This is a genomic window from Burkholderia oklahomensis C6786 (genome assembly GCF_000959365.1).
GTDB lineage: Bacteria > Pseudomonadota > Gammaproteobacteria > Burkholderiales > Burkholderiaceae > Burkholderia > Burkholderia oklahomensis.
On the sequence record NZ_CP009555.1, the window covers coordinates 2,357,008 to 2,375,563 of the forward strand.

Below are 18,556 nucleotides of genomic sequence, written 5' to 3' on the forward strand. Positions count from 1 at the left end.
GACGCGGCACGCGTTCGGCGATGCGCACGCCACCCGGTCAAAAGTGTGGTTAACAACCATTACTTTCATAAAAATTACTTTGCTAAACTGGCGCGGGTTTTCGCCAAGGAGATGACAACGATGAAATTCCCGAAAGCAATGCTGATGGTCGCGGCGCTGAGCACGTTCGCCGGCGGCGCCATCGCTCAAGAAACGGGCACGCTGAAAAAAATCAAGGACACGGGCGTGATCGCGCTGGGGCACCGTGAATCGTCGATTCCGTTCTCGTACTATGACCAGAGCCAGCAGGTCGTCGGCTACTCGCGCGACTTCCAGATGAAGGTCGTCGATGCGGTCAAGAAGAAGCTGAACCTGCCGAACCTGCAGGTGAAGAACATTCCGGTGACGTCGCAGAACCGCATTCCGCTCGTGCAGAACGGCACGGTCGACATCGAGTGCGGCTCGACGACGAACAATCTCGACCGCCAGAAGCAGGCGGCGTTCTCGAACACGATCTTCGTGATCGGTACGCGTCTGATGACGAAGAAGGATTCGGGCGTCAAGGATTTCGCCGACCTGAAGGGCAAGACCGTCGTGACGACGGCGGGCACGACGTCCGAGCGTCTGCTGCGCGAGATGAACAACAAGAATCAGATGGGGATGAACATCATCAGCGCGAAGGATCACGGCGATTCGTTCCAGACGCTCGAGACGGGCCGCGCGGTCGCGTTCATGATGGACGACGCGCTGCTCGCGGGCGAGCGCGCGAAGGCGAAGCAGCCGGGCGAATGGGTGATCGTCGGCAAGCCGCAATCGCAGGAGGCGTACGGCTGCATGATGCGCAAGGACGATCCGGCGTTCAAGAAGGTCGTCGACGACGCGATCGCACAGGTCGAGAAATCGGGCGAAGCGGCGAAGATCTATTCGAAGTGGTTCGAGAATCCGATTCCGCCGAAGGGCTTGAATCTGAACTTCCAGCTCTCCGACGAGATGAAGAAGCTCTACGCGAACCCGAACGACAAGGCGCTCGACTGAGCGCGCAGCCGTTCGAGCTAACAAGCGCTGACGAAACGGAAGAGGCACGGCTTCTTCCGTTTCTTTTTGTTGGAGTCTGGCTATGTCTTACCACTGGAACTGGGGCATCTTCCTGAGCCCTGTTTCGACGGGCGAACCGACGACCTATCTCGGCTGGCTGATGTCGGGATTCTGGGTGACGGTCAAGGTGTCGCTCGCCGCGTGGCTGATCGCGCTCGTCGTCGGTTCGCTGTTCGGCGTGCTGCGCACCGTCCCGAACAAGTGGCTCTCGGCGATCGGCACCGTCTACGTATCGATCTTCCGCAACATTCCGCTCATCGTGCAGTTCTTCGTCTGGTACCTCGTCGTGCCCGAATTGCTGCCCGCGTCGATCGGCACCTGGATCAAGCAACTGCCGCCCGGCACGCAGTTCTTCACCGCGTCGATCGTCTGTCTCGGCCTGTTCACCGGCGCGCGCGTCTGCGAGCAGGTGCGCTCCGGCATCAACGCGCTGCCGAGGGGCCAGCGCGCCGCCGGCCTCGCGATGGGCTTCACGCAATGGCAGACATATCGCTACGTGTTGCTGCCGGTCGCCTACCGGATCATCGTGCCGCCGCTCACGTCGGAATTCCTGAATATCTTCAAGAACTCCGCGGTCGCGTCGACGATCGGCCTGCTCGACCTGTCCGCGCAGGCGCGCCAGCTCGTCGACTACACCGCGCAGACCTACGAGTCGTTCATCGCCGTCACGCTTGCGTACGTGATCATCAACCTCGTCGTCATGTCGTTCATGCGCTGGGTCGAAAGCAAGTCCCGGCTGCCCGGCTACATCGGAGGCAAGTGATGCATCAGTTCGACTGGAGTAGTATTCCCGGCGCGCTGCCGACGCTCTGGACCGGCGCGATCATCACGCTGCAGATCACGGCGCTCGCGATCGTGGTCGGGATCGTCTGGGGCACGCTGCTTGCGCTGATGCGGCTGTCGGGCGTCAAGCCGCTCGCGTGGTTCGCGCAGGGCTACGTCACCGTGTTCCGCTCGATCCCGCTCGTGATGGTGCTCTTGTGGTTCTTCCTGATCGTGCCGCAGCTGCTGCAGGGCGTGCTGGGCCTGTCGCCGACGATCGACATCCGGCTCGCGTCGGCGATGGTCGCGTTCTCGCTGTTCGAGGCCGCTTATTATTCGGAGATCATTCGGGCCGGCATTCAGGCGGTGCCGCGCGGACAGGTCAATGCGTCGTTCGCGCTCGGCATGAACTACGCGCAGGCGATGCGCCTCGTGATCCTGCCGCAGGCGTTTCGCGCGATGGTGCCGCTGCTGCTCACGCAGGCGATCGTGCTTTTCCAGGACACGTCACTCGTCTACGTGATCAGCCTGGCGGACTTCTTCCGCACGGCCGCGAACATCGGCGATCGCGACGGCACGAGCGTCGAGATGATCCTGTTCGCGGGCGCATGCTATTTCGTCGTGTGCTCGGTCGCATCCGCGTTGGTCAAAGGTCTCCAGAAAAAGGTCACAAGATGATTTCCATTAAGAACGTGTCGAAGTGGTACGGCCAGTTCCAGGTGCTGACCAACTGCACGACGGAAGTGAAGAAAGGCGAAGTGGTGGTCGTGTGCGGGCCGTCGGGCTCGGGCAAGTCGACGCTGATCAAGACGGTCAACGGCCTCGAGCCGTTCCAGGAAGGCGAGATTCTCGTCAACGGGCAGTCGGTCGGCGACAAGAAGACGAACCTGTCGAAGCTGCGCTCGAAGGTCGGGATGGTGTTTCAGCACTTCGAACTGTTTCCGCACCTGTCGATCACCGAGAACCTGACGCTCGCGCAGATCAAGGTGCTCGGCCGCAGCAAGGACGAGGCGACCGAGAAGGGGCTGAAGCTGCTCGATCGCGTCGGGTTGAAGGCGCATGCGCACAAGTATCCGGGGCAGTTGTCGGGCGGCCAGCAGCAGCGCGTCGCGATCGCGCGCGCGCTGTCGATGGATCCGATCGCGATGCTGTTCGACGAGCCGACGTCGGCGCTCGATCCGGAGATGATCAACGAGGTGCTCGACGTGATGGTCCAGCTCGCGAAGGAAGGCATGACGATGATGGTCGTCACGCACGAGATGGGCTTCGCGAAGAAGGTCGCCCACCGCGTGATCTTCATGGACCAGGGCTTGATCGTCGAGGACGACCGCAAGGAAGACTTCTTCGCGAATCCGAAGTCGGATCGCGCGAAGGATTTTCTGGCGAAGATCCTGCATTGATCGCAAGGGCGGCGGCGCGGCGCTCATGCGCGCCGCGCCGCTCGCGAGGCGAAGGCCGTCCGGCGAGAGCCGGGCGGCTTTTTTGTTGACTGGATGGCGGCGCGTGGCCGAGCTGAATCAGCGGGCCGGTCTCGCTGCGGGTTGAGCCGGATGGTCTTTACGCGGCGGCTGGCGGCGGAGCAAGAAGTGGAGCAGGGACGCGCACGCGGCGTCGTTGGCGTATCCGACTTGCCATCGCCATCGACGGCGGCATTCCGCGTGCAAGCTAAGTGGGAATTGGCAGTCGCTTCGCTGCCCTCATTCGAAACGAGCGCGCGCCGCCGCGCCGCCGCGATACGCTCGGCAACGCGGATGCTCGACGGCCGCCGCCTGCTGGTCGGCGTCATGACATCGCATGCGTGTTGCGCGCGTCACTCGGCGACGCTGCATCCGGCAGCCCGGGGCTTCAACAGCGAATGCGCCGCCGCTGATGTGTCCCATCGAGCGATATGGAATCAGAAATCGACCGGATCGTCGCCGAGATCGCCGCTCGCCGCGAGCGCGGCCGCCCGGCGCGGCGCCGATGCGGACGCATCGAGCTCCGGATTCCTGAGCTTGTCGAGCACGGCCTCCGGCACCGGGATGCGCATCGTCGCCGCGACGTCGCCGCACTGGAACATCACGAGCTCGCCCGGCTCGAGCGCGGTCCACACTTCGTCGTCGGTGAGCGGCTGCGTCGCGATCACCGCGACACGGTCTTCCGGCGTCGTGTATTTCGCGAAATCGATCGAGATGTCCTCGTCGATCAGGTGTGCGGTCGAGAACGGCCAGCGCCGCACGAGGTAATGCAGGCGCGTCGAGCAGTGCGCGAACAGCGCCTGCCCGTTCGACATCAGGAAGTTGAAGACGCCGTGCCGCGTGATGTCGCGCGTGAGCTCGCCGACCTGCTCGAACAACTCGGGCAGCGGCGGCTGCGCGCCGGGGAACGCGTCGCGCAGCCCCTGCATCAGCTTGCAGAACGCCTTCTCGCTGTCGGTCGTGCCGACCGGCTGATAGACGCCGCCTTCGAGATCGGGCGCGTAGCCCTGCAGATCGCCGTTGTGCGCGAAGATCCAGTGGCGGCCCCACAGCTCGCGCATGAACGGATGGCAGTTCTCGAGCAGGATGTGCCCCTGCGTCGCCTTGCGGATGTGCGCGATCGTGTTCTTCGACTTGATCGGATAGCGCTTGACCATCTCGGCGATGGGCGACGTCGCGGACGACTGCTGGTCGATGAAGAGGCGGCACGCCTTGTCCTCGAAGAACGCGATGCCCCAGCCGTCGGCATGGTGGTCGGTGAGCCCGCCGCGGGCCGCAAAGCCGGTAAACGAGAACGTCACGTCCGTCGGTTCGGCGCAGTTCATTCCGAAGAGTTGGCACATATCGCGGGCGCGGCTGGGGCTGGCGGGGTGTACACCGGACGGAACCGGTACAATGTCGGCTTCAAGCATATCACCGAGCCCAAAGCGGCAAAAGGCGAAAACCGCGCGCAAGCGGTTCCGTGTTGCGGTTTGCCGTCAATCGGCGCCGCGCGCGGCCGGCGTGCCGCGCATCGCTCGTCGCCGCGCGCCATTCCCACGACATCATGAATGCTTCTGCTCCCGCCACGCTGACCCTCGCACGCCCCGACGACTGGCACTTGCACGTGCGCGACGGCGCGATGCTCGCGGCCGTCCTGCCGCACACCGCCCGCCAGTTCGGCCGCGCGATCATCATGCCGAACCTGAAGCCGCCCGTCACGACGACCGCGCAGGCGCAGGCGTACCGCGAGCGCATTCTCGCCGCGCTGCCGGCCGGCATGACGTTCGAGCCGTTGATGACGCTGTACCTGACCGACAACACGCCCGCCGACGAGATCCGCCGCGCGCGCGAAAGCGGCTTCGTGCATGGCGTGAAGCTGTATCCGGCGGGCGCGACGACGAACTCGGACGCCGGCGTGACCGATTTGCTCGGCAAATGCGCGAAGACGCTCGAGGCGATGCAGGACGTGGGGATGCCGCTCCTCGTGCACGGCGAGGTGACGGACGCGTCGATCGACCTGTTCGACCGCGAAAAGGTGTTCATCGATCGCGTGATGGAACCGCTGCGCCGCGCGCTGCCGGGGCTCAAGGTGGTGTTCGAGCACATCACGACGAAGGACGCGGCCGACTACGTGCGCGACGCCGACGCGGCGCCCGGCCTCCTCGGCGCGACGATCACCGCGCACCATCTGCTGTACAACCGCAACGCGATGTTCGTGGGCGGGATCCGGCCGCATTACTACTGCCTGCCGGTGCTGAAGCGCGAGACGCACCGGGTCGCGCTCATCGCCGCGGCGACGTCGGGCAATCCGCGCTTTTTCCTCGGCACCGACAGCGCGCCGCACGTGAAGGGTGCGAAAGAGGCCGCGTGCGGCTGCGCGGGCTGCTACACGGCGCTGCACGCGCTCGAGCTGTACACGGAGGCGTTCGATCAGGCGGGCGCGCTGGACAAGCTCGAAGGCTTCGCGAGCTTCTTCGGCGCGGATTTCTACGGATTGCCGCGCAGCGGCGAGACGGTGACGCTGCGTCGCGAGACGTGGGAGCTGCCGCGCGAGATCGACGCGGGCGACGCGTCCGTCGTGCCGCTGCGCGGCGGCGAGCCGATCGGCTGGCGGCTCGTCTGACGCGCGGAACGCGGCGGTCGGCATGGTCGCCGCCGCGCTCGGCGGATTCGGTGCGGACGAAATGGGCGATGCGGACGACATGAGCGACGCGGGCCTGCCGGACGATGCGGGTCTGCCAGGCGGCGCGGCGGGCCTGCCGCGTTCGGGCAAGAGGGGCGCCGCCGACCGCGCAAGCGATTCGCGCGGCGCCGGCGAGCCGCCGGTTGCGGATCGCCCGGCGGCCGTGGGTGGTACGGAAAGCGCGGGTGAATCTCGCGCTTCAGGCGACCGAGGCGCGCCGCGTTCGGTCCCCACGTGCTCCGATTTCGAACGAATCGACTGGTGCGCGCCGTGGCTCGCGCCGTTCGCCGCGCGCGGCAGGCGATGGACGCAGGCCGCGCAGCGAGGCGAAGCGGCGTGGCTGCGCATGTTGAACGACGACGCGCAAGCCGAGCGAATCGCGACGGGCCGCGGCCTGCCGCTGCGCTTCATCGAACAGGCGGCGCTGCCGGCGGGCGTCGCGTACGAGACGCACATCGCCGAGACGGGCGCCGTCCCGACCCGCCACAACCTGCACGACTTCTTCAATGCGCTCGTCTGGTTCGCGTATCCGCGCATCAAGGCGACGCTCAACGCGCGCCAGGCCGCGGCGATCGACGCGACGGGCGTCGGCCCCGTGCGTGGTGCCGTCCGCGACGCGCTCACGCTGTTCGACGAGAACGCGGCGCTCTTCGCGACATCGGATCCGGCGCTCGCGGCCGCGCTGCGCGGCTTCGACTGGCCGGCGCTGATGCGCGCGTCGCGTGCCGCATGGGGGGCGGGCTGCGAAGCGCGGATCGTCGGCCATGCGCTGCTCGAAAAGCTCGTCGATCCGTACAAGGGCTGCACCGCGCACACGTGGATCGTCGACGTGCCGGCCGCGTATTTCGAGTGGGCCGACGCCGAGCGTTGCGCGTGGCTCGACGAACGTGTCGCGGCGGCGCTCGCCGGGACCGAGCCGACGAGCCGTGCGTTCGCGCCGTTGCCGGTGCTCGGCGTGCCGGGCTGGTGGCCTGCGAACGAGTCGCCGTCGTTCTACGACGATCGGCAGGTGTTTCGCAGTGGCCGCCGCTCCCGCGCCGGCTGAGGCGAAGGAGCGCTGAACGGTCGTCCAATCGAGCGGTCAGCCGATCATTCGCCAGCGCCAAGCACCAAGCAATCCGGCAACCCGCCAATCGACCACTCGGCACGCGGCCACGCGATCCGCGACGCCGCAAAACAGCGAGTCCCAAGCGACCGCTGTTCCACAGTGCTAGAATCCCGCTCGCAAAGCGGGCCAGGCAGTCGCGGCCTTTGCGGTTCGCCGCGAAGGGCGAGGAAAGTCCGGACTCCGACAGGGCAGGGTGATGGCTAACGGCCATCCGTGGCGACACGCGGAACAGGGCAACAGAAAGCAAACCGCCGATGGCCCGGCGCAAGCCGGGATCAGGTAAGGGTGAAACGGTGCGGTAAGAGCGCACCGCGGCTGCGGCGACGCAGACCGGCACGGTAACCTCCACCCGGAGCAATTCCAAGTAGGCAGACGCGCATCCTCGGATGCAGGGCGGTGCCCCCGCCTCGTCTGCGGGTAGGAAGCTTGAGCGCGTCAGCAATGGCGCGCCTAGAGGAATGGCTGCCACGGGCCGCGTGTCTTCGGGCGCACGGCGCGCACAGAATCCGGCTTATCGGTCCGCTTTGCCGCACGATGACGAAAGGCCGGCGCCGCATGCGGCGCCGGCCTTTTCCTTTTCGGGCCCTGCTTGGCCTCGCGCGTGTCCTGGCGCTCGCGCCGCGAACGGCGCGTTACGCGGCGACGATTTCGAACGAGTGCGACAGCTCGGCCGTCTTCGCGATCATGATCGACGCCGAGCAGTATTTGTCGTGCGACAGGTTGATCGCGCGCTCGACGGTCGCGGGATTCAGGTTGCGGCCCGTCACCGTGAAATGGAAGTGGACCTTCGTGAACACCTTCGGGTCCTCGCTCGCGCGCTCCGCCTGCAGCGTCACGGAGCAGCCCGTCACTTCCTGGCGGCTCTTCTTGAGGATCAGCACGACGTCATAGGCCGTGCAGCCGCCCGTGCCGACGAGAACCATCTCCATCGGACGCGGCGCGAGATCGTGTCCGCCGCCTTCGGGCGCGCCGTCCATCGTGACGAGGTGGCCGCTGCCCGTTTGGGCGGCGAACGCCATGCCATCCTGTCCCATCCAGCTTACTTTGCATTCCATGCGCGAGCTCCAGCGTTGCTTGATTCGATTATGAACCGGCATTGTAGCCCCGCCCGAAACAGTCGGCTGATGCGCTGCAGGACGGATGAGAGTGACGCCTGACGGAGCGTCGCATGCGATCCGGACGACACCGAATGCCCTCCGATCTTTAGGGGTTTTACTCTAGGCGAAAAAGGCGTTTCTTCAGGGGAATCTGAGTATCTTTTTGATTATAAAGAGGAAATTTGCGCGCGGGGAAGTCGGCTAATTTTCCATATTATGAGAATACATTTCTCCATGCGGTTTTTCTTGTGCTGACGAGGCCGGCTTCGTATAATGCCAATCATTGGTTGTCGCGCTGCGGCAACCTCCGCATGTCTCCTCCACCCTCCTCCTTTGGTGGATTAAGCCCGAACCAGCGGTTCGGGCTTTTTTTCGTCCAATGCAAGCTTCGGCGGCCTCTCGCCAGCGGTTTCGCGCTCGCGATGCGCGCTTCGCCGCCGCACATGGCGGCGAATGTCGGATTCTTTTGACCTCCCGGATCGAATTCCTTTATAATTCAGGGCTTTTCCGCATTCATGCCCACGGAGAAAGAACAGGGAGAGCCTGCATTGCGCCACGAAGCGCCTGCCAAGAGCAGACAAGCAGGGAAGAAAGCATTGGGCACAGCAATCAATTTTGGATCGATCATGAAGACGTTTTCCGCAAAAGCCCATGAGGTGACGCGCGAATGGTACGTGATTGACGCGACGGATAAGGTTCTCGGACGTGTCGCCAGCGAAGTGGCACGCCGTCTGCGCGGCAAGCACAAGCCCGAGTTCACCCCGCACGTCGACACCGGTGATTTCATCATCGTCATCAACGCGAGCAAGCTGAAGGTCACGGGCAACAAGACGCTGGACAAGAAGTACTACCGTCACTCGGGCTACCCGGGCGGCATCTATGAAACGACGTTCGGCAAGATGCAGGAACGCTTCCCGGGCCGCGCGCTCGAGAAGGCGGTCAAGGGCATGCTGCCGAAGGGCCCGCTCGGCTACGCGATGATCAAGAAGCTGAAGGTCTACGCTGAAGCCACGCATCCGCATTCGGCGCAACAGCCGAAGGCGCTCGAGATCTAAGGGGAGCCCACATGATCGGTAACTGGAATTACGGTACGGGCCGCCGCAAGAGCGCAGTCGCTCGTGTCTTCATCAAGGCTGGCAAGGGCGACATCATCGTCAACGGCAAGCCCATCGCTGACTACTTCTCGCGCGAAACGTCGCTGATGATCGTGCGTCAGCCGCTGGAACTCACGAGCCACAGCCAGACGTTCGACATCAAGGTGAACGTGTCGGGCGGCGGCGAGACGGGTCAAGCGGGCGCGGTGCGTCACGGCATCACCCGCGCGCTGATCGACTACGACGCGACGCTGAAGCCGACGCTGTCGAGCGCGGGCTTCGTCACGCGTGACGCTCGTGAAGTGGAGCGTAAGAAGGTCGGTCTCCACAAGGCACGCCGCGCCAAGCAGTTCTCGAAGCGTTAATCGCTCGTGCTGCGCGCCGCTTTCGGGCGGCGCCGCTGCAAGAAAAACCGCCAGTTTTCGCGCTGGCGGTTTTTTTATGTGCGCGTGGCTTGCGTCTGCGCAACGAATACGCGAAAAACGCCGGCGCGCCTCTTGATTTCGCCTGCGTCAGCACGATCTACGGATCAGCCCTACAATAGCAGGCAATGGCTTTTTGGAGAGTTCGCATGAACGCTGTCACCGAATCCGCGGCAACCACCGAGATGCCGGCTCCGTTCGTCTTCACCGACGCGGCGGCCGATAAGGTCAAGCAATTGATCGACGAAGAAGGCAACCCCGAGCTCAAGCTGCGCGTGTTCGTGCAAGGCGGCGGTTGCTCCGGCTTCCAGTACGGCTTCACGTTCGACGAGGACGTCAACGAGGACGACACCGTGCTCAACAAGAACGGCGTCGTGCTGCTCGTCGACGCGATGAGCTATCAGTACCTCGTCGGCGCTGAGATCGACTACAAGGACGATCTGAACGGCGCGCAATTCGTCATCAAGAACCCGAACGCGACCACGACTTGCGGTTGCGGCTCGTCGTTCTCGGTCTGAACGAACCGAGCCGGTCGATCGAACGGACGCACGTCGTCCGTACAAGAAACGGGGCTTCCATGCCCCGTTTTTTTATGCCGCGCGATGCGATTCGGCGATCCGGCGCGCGGTTGTCTTGGGGCAATCCGGACGGGCGCCACCGGCGCTTCAGCGCGGATAGAGGGCGCCCAACACGCGCTCGCCCGCCGCGCCCGTGACGGCCGACACGTTGCCCGGCGCGCGCGCGTTGAAGCGGTACGCGAGCCACGCGAACGCGAGCGACTCGACCTGCTGCGGCGGCACGCCGAGCGCAGCCGTCGTGTCGACCGGCGCGTCGAGCCCGCGCGCCGCGAGCGCGGCCGCGATCGCGGCGAGCAACACCGGGTTGCGTGCGCCGCCGCCGCACACGTAGACGGCGCGACAGTCGCTTGCATGCCGCGCGATCTCGTCGGCGACGGTCGCCGCGGTCAGCACGGTGAGCGTCGCCTGCACGTCTTCGGGCGCGAGGCCCGAGAAACCGGCGAGCTTCGCGTCGAGCCAAGCGGTGTTGAAGAGATCGCGCCCCGTGCTTTTCGGCGCGTTCTGGCGGAAATACGGTTCATCGAGCAGCGCGGCGAGCAGCGCGTCGTCGACCGTGCCGCGCGCCGCGAAGCGCCCGCCGTCGTCGAACGGCTGCTTCAGATGGCGTTCCGCCCACGCGTCGATCAGCGCGTTCGCCGGGCCGCAGTCGAAGCCGCGCACCGATTCGTCACGCGCGTCCCGCGAATCCCGCGCGGCGGGCAGGATCGTGATGTTGCTGATGCCGCCGAGATTGCAGACGACGCGCGTCTCGTCCGGCGAGCCGAACAAGGTCGCGTGGAACGCCGGCACGAGCGGCGCGCCCTGGCCGCCCGCGGCGACGTCGCGGCTGCGGAAGTCCGCGATCACGTCGATGCGGGTCAGCTCGGCGAGCAGTGCCGCGTTGTTGATCTGCCGCGTGTAGCCGCGCTCGGGCCGGTGCCGCACCGTCTGTCCGTGCACGCCGAGCGCGCGCACGTCCTCGGGCGCGAGGCCCGCCGCGCGCAGCAGTTCGTGGCAGCACACCGCATAGCGCGCGGCGAGCGCGTTCGCGGCGAGCGCTTCGCGCTCGATCTCGTCGTCGCCCGGCTGCTGCAGCGCAAAGAGCGCGTCGCGCAGCGCATCGGCGAAGCCGACGAACGCTTCGGACAGCACCGCGGGGGGCTTGCCCGTCTCGAAACGGACGGCGACGCCGTCGACGCCGTCCATGCTCGTGCCCGACATCAGGCCAAAATACACGCCATCCGCGGGATGGCCGGGTTGCATGCGGTTGGGCGCCACGTTCATCGCTCCGGAATCGAGATTGGATGCGCGCGGAAGGCTCGCCGCGCGCCGTCGTGGCCGATTATCCGCGCAAGCGCGCGCGTCGTTAAGCGGTCCGCGCGCAACTTATGGGAAAATCGCTCTTTTTGCGACATTCCTTCCTCTTGCACCGATGAGCACCGATCCCACTTCCAAGCCCGCCTTCCCGATCACCGATGAGGTCCGCCACGCGCTCGCCGTCACGAAGCGCGGCGTCGACGAGCTGCTGATCGAGGAAGAGTTCGCGCAGAAGCTCGCGAAAAGCGCGGCGACGGGCAAGCCGCTGCGCATCAAGCTGGGCCTCGATCCGACCGCGCCCGACATCCACATCGGCCACACGGTCGTGCTGAACAAGATGCGCCAGTTGCAGGATCTCGGCCATACGGTGATCTTCCTGATCGGCGACTTCACGTCGCTGATCGGCGATCCGTCGGGGCGCAACGCGACGCGTCCGCCGCTCACGCGCGAGCAGATCGAATCGAACGCGAAGACCTATTTCGAGCAGGCGGCGCTCGTGCTCGACCGCGAAAAGACCGAGATCCGCTACAACAGCGAATGGTCGATGCCGCTCGGCGCGGACGGGATGATCAAGCTTGCGTCGCGCTACACGGTCGCGCGAATGCTCGAGCGCGAGGACTTCACGAAGCGCTTCCAGGGCGGCATTCCGATCTCGATCCACGAATTCCTGTACCCGCTGATGCAAGGCTACGACTCGGTCGCGCTGAACGCCGATCTCGAGCTGGGCGGCACCGACCAGAAATTCAACCTGCTCGTCGGCCGCGAGTTGCAGAAGCAGTACGGGCAGGAGCAGCAGTGCATCCTGACCATGCCGCTTCTCGAAGGCCTCGACGGCGTCGAGAAGATGTCGAAGTCGAAGGGCAACTACGTCGGCATCAGCGAGAAGCCGACCGACATGTTCGGCAAGCTGATGAGCATCTCGGACGTGCTGATGTGGCGCTACTTCGAGCTGCTGTCGTTCCGCAGTCTCGACGAGATCGCGCAGTTCCGCGCCGAGGCCGAAGGCGGGCGCAATCCGCGCGACTTCAAGGTGATGCTCGCGCAGGAGATCGTCGAGCGCTTCCACTCGCGCGCCGAGGCCGAGCGCGCGCTCGAAGACTTCAATCACCGTGCGAAGGGCGGCGTGCCCGACGACATCCCCACGGTGACGCTCACCGGCGCGCCGCTCGCGATCGGCCAGTTGCTGAAGCAGGCGGGGCTCGTGCCGTCGACGAGCGAGGCGCTGCGCAACATCGAGCAGGGCGGCGTGAAGATCGACGGCGCGACGGTGTCCGACAAGGCGCTGAAGGTCGAAGCGGGCGAGTTCGTCGTGCAGGTCGGCAAGCGCCGCTTCGCGCGCGTGACGCTCACCGCATGAGCGCGCGGCCCGCGGTTCGACTGCGCGCTCTGCGCGCCGCGTGCATCGCGCGCGCCGCGCGTGCGACGGAGGCGCGCGCATGATCGCGCTGATCCAGCGCGTCAGGCGCGCCGACGTGCGCGTCGGCGACCGCGTGACGGGCGAGATCGGCCCGGGCCTCCTCGCGCTCGTCTGCGCGGAGCGCGGCGACACCGAGGCCGTCGCCGACAAGCTGCTCGCGAAGGTGCTCGGCTACCGGGTGTTCAGCGACGCGGCGGGCAAGATGAACCTGCCCGTGTCGAACATCGACGGCGCGGGGCGCGCGGGCGGTCTGTTGCTCGTATCGCAGTTCACGCTCGCGGCCGACACGAACAGCGGCCTGCGCCCGAGCTTCACGCCCGCCGCGCCGCCCGACGAGGGCGCGCGCCTCTTCGACTACTTCGTGCGCGCGGCCCGCGAGCGTCATCCGATCGTCGCGACGGGCGAATTCGGCGCCGACATGCAGGTGTCGCTCGTGAACGACGGTCCCGTGACGTTCTGGCTGCAGACGCACCCCTGATGCTTCGATTCGAGACCGCACCGATGGCCACGACGCAGATCCTCTTCATTCGCCATGGCGAGACGGCCTGGAACCGCATCAAGCGGATTCAAGGCCACATCGACATTCCGCTCGCCGACACGGGGCTCGCGCAGGCGCGGCAACTGGCCGAGCGGCTCGCGCGCGACGCACGCGCCGGCGCGCGGATCGACGCGATCTATTCGAGCGATCTGTCGCGCGCGCAGCAGACCGCGCAGCCGACGGCCGACGCGCTGGGCCTGCCGCTCGCGCTGCGCGAAGGGCTGCGCGAGCGCGCGTACGGCGTGTTCCAGGGGCATGACAGCGCGGAGATCGAGGCACGCTTTCCCGACGCGTTCGCGCAGTGGCAGACGCGCGATCCCGGCTTCGAGCCGGAAGGCGGCGAATCGCAGCGCGCGTTCTATCATCGCGTGCTGCACGAGGTCGAGCGGATCGTCGCCGCCCATCCGGGCGGGCGCATCGCGTGCGTCGCGCACGGCGGCGTGCTCGACTGCGTGTACCGGTTCGCGAACGATCTGCCGCTTGACGCGCCGCGCAAGCACGCGCTCCTGAACACGAGCGTCAACGTCGTCGATTACGCCGACGGCCGCGCGAGCGTCGTGCGCTGGGCCGACGTCGATCACCTGAGCGAAGCGAGCGACGACGACGGCTATCGGAAGGTGCTGTGACGTCGTAGCGCGGCTCGTGTGCGCGAGTGCGAGGCGTGGCCGCGAAGCTGCCCGGGCCGCTGCGGCGCGCCGCAGCGGGCGTCAGCGCAGCCCGTGGCGCGTCTTGTAATCGAGCGCATACGCGATCTTGCCGGGCTTGTCGGCCGTGATCGGCTGGCGCAGCTTGTCGAATTCCCCTTTGCCGTATTGCTTGCCGCCGTTGATCTGATCGGCGCGACCGAGGTCGGCGCCCGTCTTGCCGTCAATCACCGGATCGGTCGACGCGACCATGCTCGCCGCCGCATTCCATACCGCATTCAGGCAGCCGGTATCGGCCGTTGCCGGGTCGGGATCGGTCGCGCCCGCGCGAGCCAGGTCGTAGCCGGCGAGCGAGAACGTCGCTGGCTGTCCGCGCAGCCAGTCGGCCCAGTAGAACTCGAGGTAGTCGGTCGCTTGCGCGGGCTTCGCGTAGCCGATGTCCCGCGTGAAATAAACGAGCGACCGGTAGCGGTCGTCCTGCATGCCGAGCGCGAGCCCGAGCCCGGCGGGCAACCGATCCGGCGCGATCGGCCGTCCGTCGCCGTCCCTCAGGCGCGTGTAGCCGCGGGTTTGCATCTGCTGCCAGAACGCCGCGCCCGAGTAGTCGCTGAGATTGTCCTTGACGACGACGTGCACGTGGAGCGTCGCGCCGCCGCCGGGCGTCTCGTAATAGGTCGACAGGCCGTGGTGGCCGTCGGTCACGTACAGCGTGTCGCCGTCCGGGCCGACGACGACGGGGTTGAGCACCGTGCGGTCGCGCGCGTCGGCGCCGGTCGCGCATGCGTAGCTCGCCGCGTCGCGCAGCACCGATTGCGCGGTGTAGCCGTTCGACGCGACGCCGCCGAGCCCTTCGTCCGCGCAGAAGTCGTCGAATTTCTTGTCGGGCTGCCGCTCGTAGCGACCGAGCTTGTAGTAGATCTGGTCGTAGCCGAGCGCGCCTTGCGTCGGACGCAGCTCGGCGAGCGCCACGTCGAGCATGTCGCCCGTGCGCGCGCTTTTCCATCTGCCCTGCGCGGGCGTGGGCGCCGATGGCGACGGATTGCCGGCGTTCCCCGGGCTCGTCGCATTGCCTGGCGTGGAGCCGTTCGCGCCTGCATCGACGGCGGCGATCGGGGCGACGGGGGCCGTGCCGTCGCCGCCGCATGCGGCGATCGCGGCGATGAGCGGAAAGGCGGCAACGACGACGAGACGGGAGAGCGGATGGGGCATCGGGCAATGGCGTCGACAATGGGGTGGGCGGCGGCGCGAGGCTGACGCGCGCGAGCGGACCCGTCAGCATCGCGAATCGATGTGACAGGTATTTGAAATGAAATCGACGGGTTTGGCTACTTGCCGGTGCGGCCGGGCTGCTGGGGCGACGCGGCGACGCGCCGGCGGGCGCGCTTCGACACGCCGTTGACGAGCGCCCAGCGGATCACCGGCGCGACGATCCGCACACCGGGCCGCACGAGCGCGCGGCGCACGGGAGCGAGCGCCGACAGGCCGAGCATCTGCTGCGCCCACGTCGGCAGCAAGTCGACGCCGGCGTTGAACAGCAGCGTGGCGGCGGGGCGCATCGCCGGCTTCGGCACCGGCACGTTCGTCAGGATGCGCACCACCTCGTGCGTGCGTTCGCTCGCTTCCAGCTCGGGGCGCATCGCGGCGAAGTACGCGGCGACGTCGGCGCGTGTCTTGGGCACGTTCGTCGCGCCGAGCAGTTCGGCGACGCGCGCCGTTTCCGCGTAGTAGCGGTCCTGGTCGGCGCCCGACAGCAGCGGATTCGCGTAGCGCAAGTGCGCGGCGAGAAAGCTCGACACTTCGGCCACGTGCACCCACGTCAGCAGCGCCGGGTCGCTCGCGCGATACGGACGGCCGTCGAGCCCCGTGCCGGTGACGGTCTCGTGGATCGCCTTCACGCGTTCGATCAGCTTCAGCGCGTCGGCGCGGCTGCCGTACGTCGTGCCGGAGATGAACGTCGCGGTGCGGCGCAGGCGGCCGAGGATGTCGGTGCGGAACGTCGAATGGTCCCACACGCCCGCGAGCGCGAGCGGATGCAGCGCTTGCAGCAGCAGTGCGGAGATGCCGCCCGTCATCATCGACGTGAAATCGGCGTGCACTTTCCAGCACACCGCGTCGGGGCCGAAGAGGCCGGGGTCGCCGGGCGGCGACGAGTAGTCGAGCGACGGGCCGCCGCCTGTCGTCAGATGCGTGACGCCGCCCGCGACGCGCGCACGCACGCGCTCGACGAACGGACGGCCGATCGTCGAGCGTGCTGGGCGGTCGTGTAGCGGGGCGGACATCGATTGGCTCGTCGGAACGGGAGCGGCGTCAGCGCTGAGCGTCCGGCGTGTCCCAGAGATTGCTCACGGGGCTTGCGGCGTCAGGAGCGGAGAGCCCGAAATGCCGGTACGTGAGGAGCGTCGCGACGCGGCCGCGCGGCGTGCGCTGCAAAAAACCCTGCTGGATCAGGTACGGCTCGAGCACGTCCTCGATCGTGTCGCGCTCCTCGCCGATCGCGGCGGCGAGGTTGTCGACGCCGACCGGCCCGCCGTCGAACTTGTGCAGGATCGCTTCGAGCAGCTTGCGGTCCATCAGGTCGAAGCCGACCGGATCGACGTCGAGCATCGCGAGCGCGGCGTCCGCGACGGCCACAGTGATGCTGCCGTCGGCCCTCACTTCCGCGTAGTCGCGCACGCGGCGCAGCAGGCGGTTCGCGATCCGCGGCGTGCCGCGCGAGCGCTTCGCGATTTCGAGCGCGCCGTTCGGATCGATCTGCGCGTTGAGGAGCGCGGCCGAGCGGCGCACGATCCGCGACAGCTGCTCGGCGTCGTAGAACTCGAGCCGCGCGACGATCCCGAAGCGGTCGCGCAGCGGATTGGTCAGCATGCCCGCGCGCGTCGTCGCGCCGACGAGCGTGAACGGCTGCAGGTCGAGCTTCACGCTGCGCGCGGCCGGCCCTTCGCCGATCATGATGTCGATCTGGTAATCCTCGAGCGCCGGATACAGGATTTCCTCGACGACGGGCGACAGCCGGTGGATTTCGTCGATGAAGAGGACGTCGTTCGCTTCGAGGTTCGTGAGGAGCGCGGCGAGGTCGCCTGCGCGCTCGAGCACGGGGCCGGACGTCTGGCGCAGGTTCACGCCCATCTCGCGCGCGATGATGTGCGCGAGCGTCGTCTTGCCGAGTCCGGGCGGCCCGAACAGCAGCACGTGGTCGAGCGCTTCGGAGCGGCGCTTCGCGGCCTCGATGAAGATCTCGAGCTGGTCGCGCACCTTCTCCTGGCCGACGTATTCGTCGAGCTGGCGAGGGCGCAGCGCGCGTTCGAAAGCTTCTTCGTGCGTAGACGCGGGCGTGGCGGCGATGATCCGCTCGGCGGCGAGTTTGTCGGTTTCGATCATGCGGCCATTGTACCGCGCGGCGCGGTCCGGCCAACCTGGCCGAACGGCCGAGTCGCCATGCGTCGCCCGGCGTGCGAAGCTGACTCCGACGACGCGCCGTTACGCCTTCGACAGCGCCTTGAGCGACAGCTTGATGCCTTCGGACACGCCGGTGCCGGCCGGCACGTTCTTGATCGCGGCGAGCGCTTCCTTTTCCGAGTAGCCGAGCGCGACGAGCGCGTTGAGGATGTCGGTCGCGTGGTCGGACGGGGACGCCGCGCCGGCGAGCGGGCCGAGATCGGCGCCGAGCTTGCCTTTGAGCTCGAGGAGCAGGCGCTCGGCCGTCTTTTTGCCGATGCCGGGCACGCGTGTGAGGCGCGCGGCGTCCTGCAGCGTGACCGCTTGCGACAGTTCCGCGACGCTCATTCCGGACAGCACGGCGAGCGCCATCCGCGCGCCGACGCCCGTGATCTTGAGCAGCTCGCGGAACGTCGAGCGTTCCTGCGGCGTGAGGAAGCCGTACAGCAGATGCGCGTCCTCTCGGACGATCAGTTGGGTCAGCAGCACGACCTTCTCGCTCGTGTGCGGCAGGTTGTAGAACGTGCTCATCGGCACGTCGACTTCATAGCCGACGCCGTTGCAGTCGACGAGGATGTGCGGGGGATTCTTTTCGAGCAGGGTGCCGGCGATGCGACCGATCATGGCGAGTGCGGGACGGAACGGAAAGGGCGAGTGTAGCGCACCGCGGTGCGCGCGCGGCAGCGGCGCGGCCGGGAGATCGCCGGCGGGCCGCGGGTTGCGTGCGGCGAGCGCGGCCGGCGGGACGGTGCGCCGTGAACGCTCCGAGCCCCCGGATTGCGCCAAGCGGAGCGGGCGGCAGGAGCCGCTGGAATTGCTGAAGCGTCCGGAGCAGCAGGACCAGCAGGACCGGCAGCGGGAGAGCCGGAAGCGTCGCGAACAGAAGGAGCGCCCGGAACAACAGGGGCGGCGCATTCGCCGGCGATTATCGATGCGAGCGGGGAGGGAGCGGCTGTGGCGATATCGGCG

The 18,556-nt window shown here is 67.0% G+C and carries 20 protein-coding genes and 1 other RNA gene; 14 read left to right on the forward strand and 7 right to left on the reverse strand.

Features of this window, described 5'->3' with window-relative positions; translation table 11 throughout:
- Positions 1-120 precede the first annotated feature (120 nt).
- The 4 genes from BG90_RS10665 (at position 121) to BG90_RS10680 (ending at position 3,236) form a co-directional block, all read left to right on the forward strand.
- Positions 121-1,014 (forward strand): glutamate/aspartate ABC transporter substrate-binding protein, encoded by an 894-nt coding sequence (locus BG90_RS10665; RefSeq protein WP_010117076.1) that lies wholly within the window; start codon positions 121-123, stop codon positions 1,012-1,014.
- A gap of 82 nt (positions 1,015-1,096) precedes the next feature.
- On the forward strand, positions 1,097-1,837 hold the full coding sequence (locus tag BG90_RS10670) for an amino acid ABC transporter permease (protein WP_010117073.1): 741 nt from the start codon (positions 1,097-1,099) through the stop codon (positions 1,835-1,837).
- The gene (gltK, locus tag BG90_RS10675; RefSeq protein WP_010106390.1) at positions 1,837-2,514 is read left to right on the forward strand and encodes a glutamate/aspartate ABC transporter permease GltK; all 678 of its coding nucleotides are present in this window, start codon (positions 1,837-1,839) and stop codon (positions 2,512-2,514) included. Before BG90_RS10670 ends, gltK begins: the two co-directional genes overlap by 1 nt.
- Entirely contained in the window at positions 2,511-3,236 is a 726-nt protein-coding gene (locus BG90_RS10680; RefSeq protein WP_010117072.1) for an amino acid ABC transporter ATP-binding protein, read from the forward strand. Before gltK ends, BG90_RS10680 begins: the two co-directional genes overlap by 4 nt.
- A gap of 494 nt (positions 3,237-3,730) precedes the next feature.
- Here the strand turns inward: BG90_RS10680 and BG90_RS10685 are convergent, their stop codons facing one another.
- On the reverse strand, positions 3,731-4,636 hold the full coding sequence (locus BG90_RS10685) for a class II glutamine amidotransferase (protein WP_025989991.1): 906 nt from the start codon (positions 4,634-4,636) through the stop codon (positions 3,731-3,733).
- A 203-nt stretch (positions 4,637-4,839) separates the two neighbouring features.
- Between BG90_RS10685 and pyrC the strand changes: the two genes are divergently transcribed.
- From pyrC to rnpB, 3 genes are all read left to right on the forward strand, one after another.
- Positions 4,840-5,898, forward strand: a complete 1,059-nt coding sequence (gene pyrC / locus BG90_RS10690) for a dihydroorotase (RefSeq protein WP_010106376.1) — start codon at positions 4,840-4,842, stop codon at positions 5,896-5,898.
- 313 nt (positions 5,899-6,211) lie between these two features.
- Complete coding sequence (locus BG90_RS10695) at positions 6,212-7,003, forward strand: DUF3025 domain-containing protein (protein WP_374189765.1); 792 nt, start codon at positions 6,212-6,214, stop codon at positions 7,001-7,003.
- Positions 7,004-7,184: 181 nt separating this feature from the next.
- Positions 7,185-7,596: RNase P RNA component class A (rnpB, locus tag BG90_RS31160), an RNA gene on the forward strand.
- Positions 7,597-7,698: 102 nt separating this feature from the next.
- On the opposite strand, the gene BG90_RS10700 is transcribed toward rnpB, so the two are convergent.
- Positions 7,699-8,121, reverse strand: a complete 423-nt coding sequence (locus BG90_RS10700; RefSeq protein WP_010106368.1) for an OsmC family protein — start codon at positions 8,119-8,121, stop codon at positions 7,699-7,701.
- 668 nt (positions 8,122-8,789) lie between these two features.
- Between BG90_RS10700 and rplM the strand changes: the two genes are divergently transcribed.
- The 3 genes from rplM (at position 8,790) to erpA (ending at position 10,197) form a co-directional block, all read left to right on the forward strand.
- The gene (rplM, locus tag BG90_RS10705; RefSeq protein WP_004522094.1) at positions 8,790-9,218 is read left to right on the forward strand and encodes a 50S ribosomal protein L13; all 429 of its coding nucleotides are present in this window, start codon (positions 8,790-8,792) and stop codon (positions 9,216-9,218) included.
- A gap of 11 nt (positions 9,219-9,229) precedes the next feature.
- Positions 9,230-9,622 carry a 30S ribosomal protein S9 gene (rpsI, locus tag BG90_RS10710; RefSeq protein ID WP_010106367.1) on the forward strand — a complete coding sequence of 131 codons (393 nt, stop codon included), beginning with the start codon at positions 9,230-9,232 and terminating at the stop codon, positions 9,620-9,622.
- Between the two features lie 206 nt (positions 9,623-9,828).
- The gene (erpA, locus tag BG90_RS10715; RefSeq protein WP_010106366.1) at positions 9,829-10,197 is read left to right on the forward strand and encodes an iron-sulfur cluster insertion protein ErpA; all 369 of its coding nucleotides are present in this window, start codon (positions 9,829-9,831) and stop codon (positions 10,195-10,197) included.
- 147 nt (positions 10,198-10,344) lie between these two features.
- Here erpA and BG90_RS10720 read toward each other — a convergent pair whose 3' ends face one another.
- A complete protein-coding gene (locus BG90_RS10720) occupies positions 10,345-11,520 on the reverse strand; it encodes an anhydro-N-acetylmuramic acid kinase (protein ID WP_010117066.1) in 1,176 nt (391 codons plus the stop codon).
- Here BG90_RS10720 and BG90_RS37820 point away from each other — a divergent pair.
- The 4 genes from BG90_RS37820 (at position 11,485) to BG90_RS10735 (ending at position 14,134) form a co-directional block, all read left to right on the forward strand.
- On the forward strand, positions 11,485-11,715 hold the full coding sequence (locus tag BG90_RS37820) for a hypothetical protein (protein ID WP_010106362.1): 231 nt from the start codon (positions 11,485-11,487) through the stop codon (positions 11,713-11,715). The two genes, BG90_RS10720 and BG90_RS37820, sit on opposite strands and share 36 nt — an antisense overlap.
- A complete protein-coding gene (gene tyrS / locus BG90_RS10725; RefSeq protein WP_010106360.1) occupies positions 11,669-12,910 on the forward strand; it encodes a tyrosine--tRNA ligase in 1,242 nt (413 codons plus the stop codon). The genes BG90_RS37820 and tyrS overlap by 47 nt, the downstream gene beginning before the upstream one ends.
- A 79-nt stretch (positions 12,911-12,989) precedes the next feature.
- The gene (gene dtd / locus BG90_RS10730) at positions 12,990-13,448 is read left to right on the forward strand and encodes a D-aminoacyl-tRNA deacylase (RefSeq protein ID WP_010117065.1); all 459 of its coding nucleotides are present in this window, start codon (positions 12,990-12,992) and stop codon (positions 13,446-13,448) included.
- A gap of 23 nt (positions 13,449-13,471) precedes the next feature.
- Complete coding sequence (locus BG90_RS10735) at positions 13,472-14,134, forward strand: histidine phosphatase family protein (RefSeq protein WP_010117063.1); 663 nt, start codon at positions 13,472-13,474, stop codon at positions 14,132-14,134.
- Positions 14,135-14,215: 81 nt separating this feature from the next.
- Here the strand turns inward: BG90_RS10735 and BG90_RS10740 are convergent, their stop codons facing one another.
- The 4 genes from BG90_RS10740 to ruvA all read right to left on the reverse strand — a co-directional run bounded on the left by BG90_RS10740 (position 14,216) and on the right by ruvA (position 18,211).
- The gene (locus BG90_RS10740; RefSeq protein ID WP_010117062.1) at positions 14,216-15,361 is read right to left on the reverse strand and encodes a ParB/Srx family N-terminal domain-containing protein; all 1,146 of its coding nucleotides are present in this window, start codon (positions 15,359-15,361) and stop codon (positions 14,216-14,218) included.
- Positions 15,362-15,477: 116 nt separating this feature from the next.
- Positions 15,478-16,431, reverse strand: a complete 954-nt coding sequence (locus tag BG90_RS10745) for an oxygenase MpaB family protein (RefSeq protein ID WP_010117061.1) — start codon at positions 16,429-16,431, stop codon at positions 15,478-15,480.
- 28 nt (positions 16,432-16,459) lie between these two features.
- The gene (gene ruvB / locus BG90_RS10750; RefSeq protein ID WP_010117060.1) at positions 16,460-17,530 is read right to left on the reverse strand and encodes a Holliday junction branch migration DNA helicase RuvB; all 1,071 of its coding nucleotides are present in this window, start codon (positions 17,528-17,530) and stop codon (positions 16,460-16,462) included.
- A gap of 99 nt (positions 17,531-17,629) precedes the next feature.
- The gene (gene ruvA, locus BG90_RS10755) at positions 17,630-18,211 is read right to left on the reverse strand and encodes a Holliday junction branch migration protein RuvA (RefSeq protein ID WP_010106350.1); all 582 of its coding nucleotides are present in this window, start codon (positions 18,209-18,211) and stop codon (positions 17,630-17,632) included.
- Positions 18,212-18,556: the final 345 nt, after the last annotated feature.

Bases quoted from the DNA above. Each gene is read 5' to 3' on its own strand.
- gltK (WP_010106390.1), top strand. From the start codon at position 1,837: ATGCATCAGTTCGACTGGAGTAGTATTCCCGGCGCGCTGCCGACGCTC.
- rpsI (WP_010106367.1), top strand. From the start codon at position 9,230: ATGATCGGTAACTGGAATTACGGTACGGGCCGCCGCAAGAGCGCAGTC.
- erpA (WP_010106366.1), top strand. From the start codon at position 9,829: ATGAACGCTGTCACCGAATCCGCGGCAACCACCGAGATGCCGGCTCCG.
- BG90_RS10700 (WP_010106368.1), bottom strand. From the start codon at position 8,121: ATGGAATGCAAAGTAAGCTGGATGGGACAGGATGGCATGGCGTTCGCC.
- BG90_RS10665 (WP_010117076.1), top strand. From the start codon at position 121: ATGAAATTCCCGAAAGCAATGCTGATGGTCGCGGCGCTGAGCACGTTC.
- pyrC (WP_010106376.1), top strand. From the start codon at position 4,840: ATGAATGCTTCTGCTCCCGCCACGCTGACCCTCGCACGCCCCGACGAC.
- rplM (WP_004522094.1), top strand. From the start codon at position 8,790: ATGAAGACGTTTTCCGCAAAAGCCCATGAGGTGACGCGCGAATGGTAC.
- BG90_RS10670 (WP_010117073.1), top strand. From the start codon at position 1,097: ATGTCTTACCACTGGAACTGGGGCATCTTCCTGAGCCCTGTTTCGACG.
- BG90_RS10740 (WP_010117062.1), bottom strand. From the start codon at position 15,361: ATGCCCCATCCGCTCTCCCGTCTCGTCGTCGTTGCCGCCTTTCCGCTC.
- BG90_RS10735 (WP_010117063.1), top strand. From the start codon at position 13,472: ATGGCCACGACGCAGATCCTCTTCATTCGCCATGGCGAGACGGCCTGG.
- ruvB (WP_010117060.1), bottom strand. From the start codon at position 17,530: ATGATCGAAACCGACAAACTCGCCGCCGAGCGGATCATCGCCGCCACG.
- BG90_RS10680 (WP_010117072.1), top strand. From the start codon at position 2,511: ATGATTTCCATTAAGAACGTGTCGAAGTGGTACGGCCAGTTCCAGGTG.
- ruvA (WP_010106350.1), bottom strand. From the start codon at position 18,211: ATGATCGGTCGCATCGCCGGCACCCTGCTCGAAAAGAATCCCCCGCAC.
- BG90_RS37820 (WP_010106362.1), top strand. From the start codon at position 11,485: ATGGCCGGGTTGCATGCGGTTGGGCGCCACGTTCATCGCTCCGGAATC.
- dtd (WP_010117065.1), top strand. From the start codon at position 12,990: ATGATCGCGCTGATCCAGCGCGTCAGGCGCGCCGACGTGCGCGTCGGC.
- BG90_RS10720 (WP_010117066.1), bottom strand. From the start codon at position 11,520: ATGAACGTGGCGCCCAACCGCATGCAACCCGGCCATCCCGCGGATGGC.
- tyrS (WP_010106360.1), top strand. From the start codon at position 11,669: ATGAGCACCGATCCCACTTCCAAGCCCGCCTTCCCGATCACCGATGAG.
- BG90_RS10685 (WP_025989991.1), bottom strand. From the start codon at position 4,636: ATGTGCCAACTCTTCGGAATGAACTGCGCCGAACCGACGGACGTGACG.
- BG90_RS10745 (WP_010117061.1), bottom strand. From the start codon at position 16,431: ATGTCCGCCCCGCTACACGACCGCCCAGCACGCTCGACGATCGGCCGT.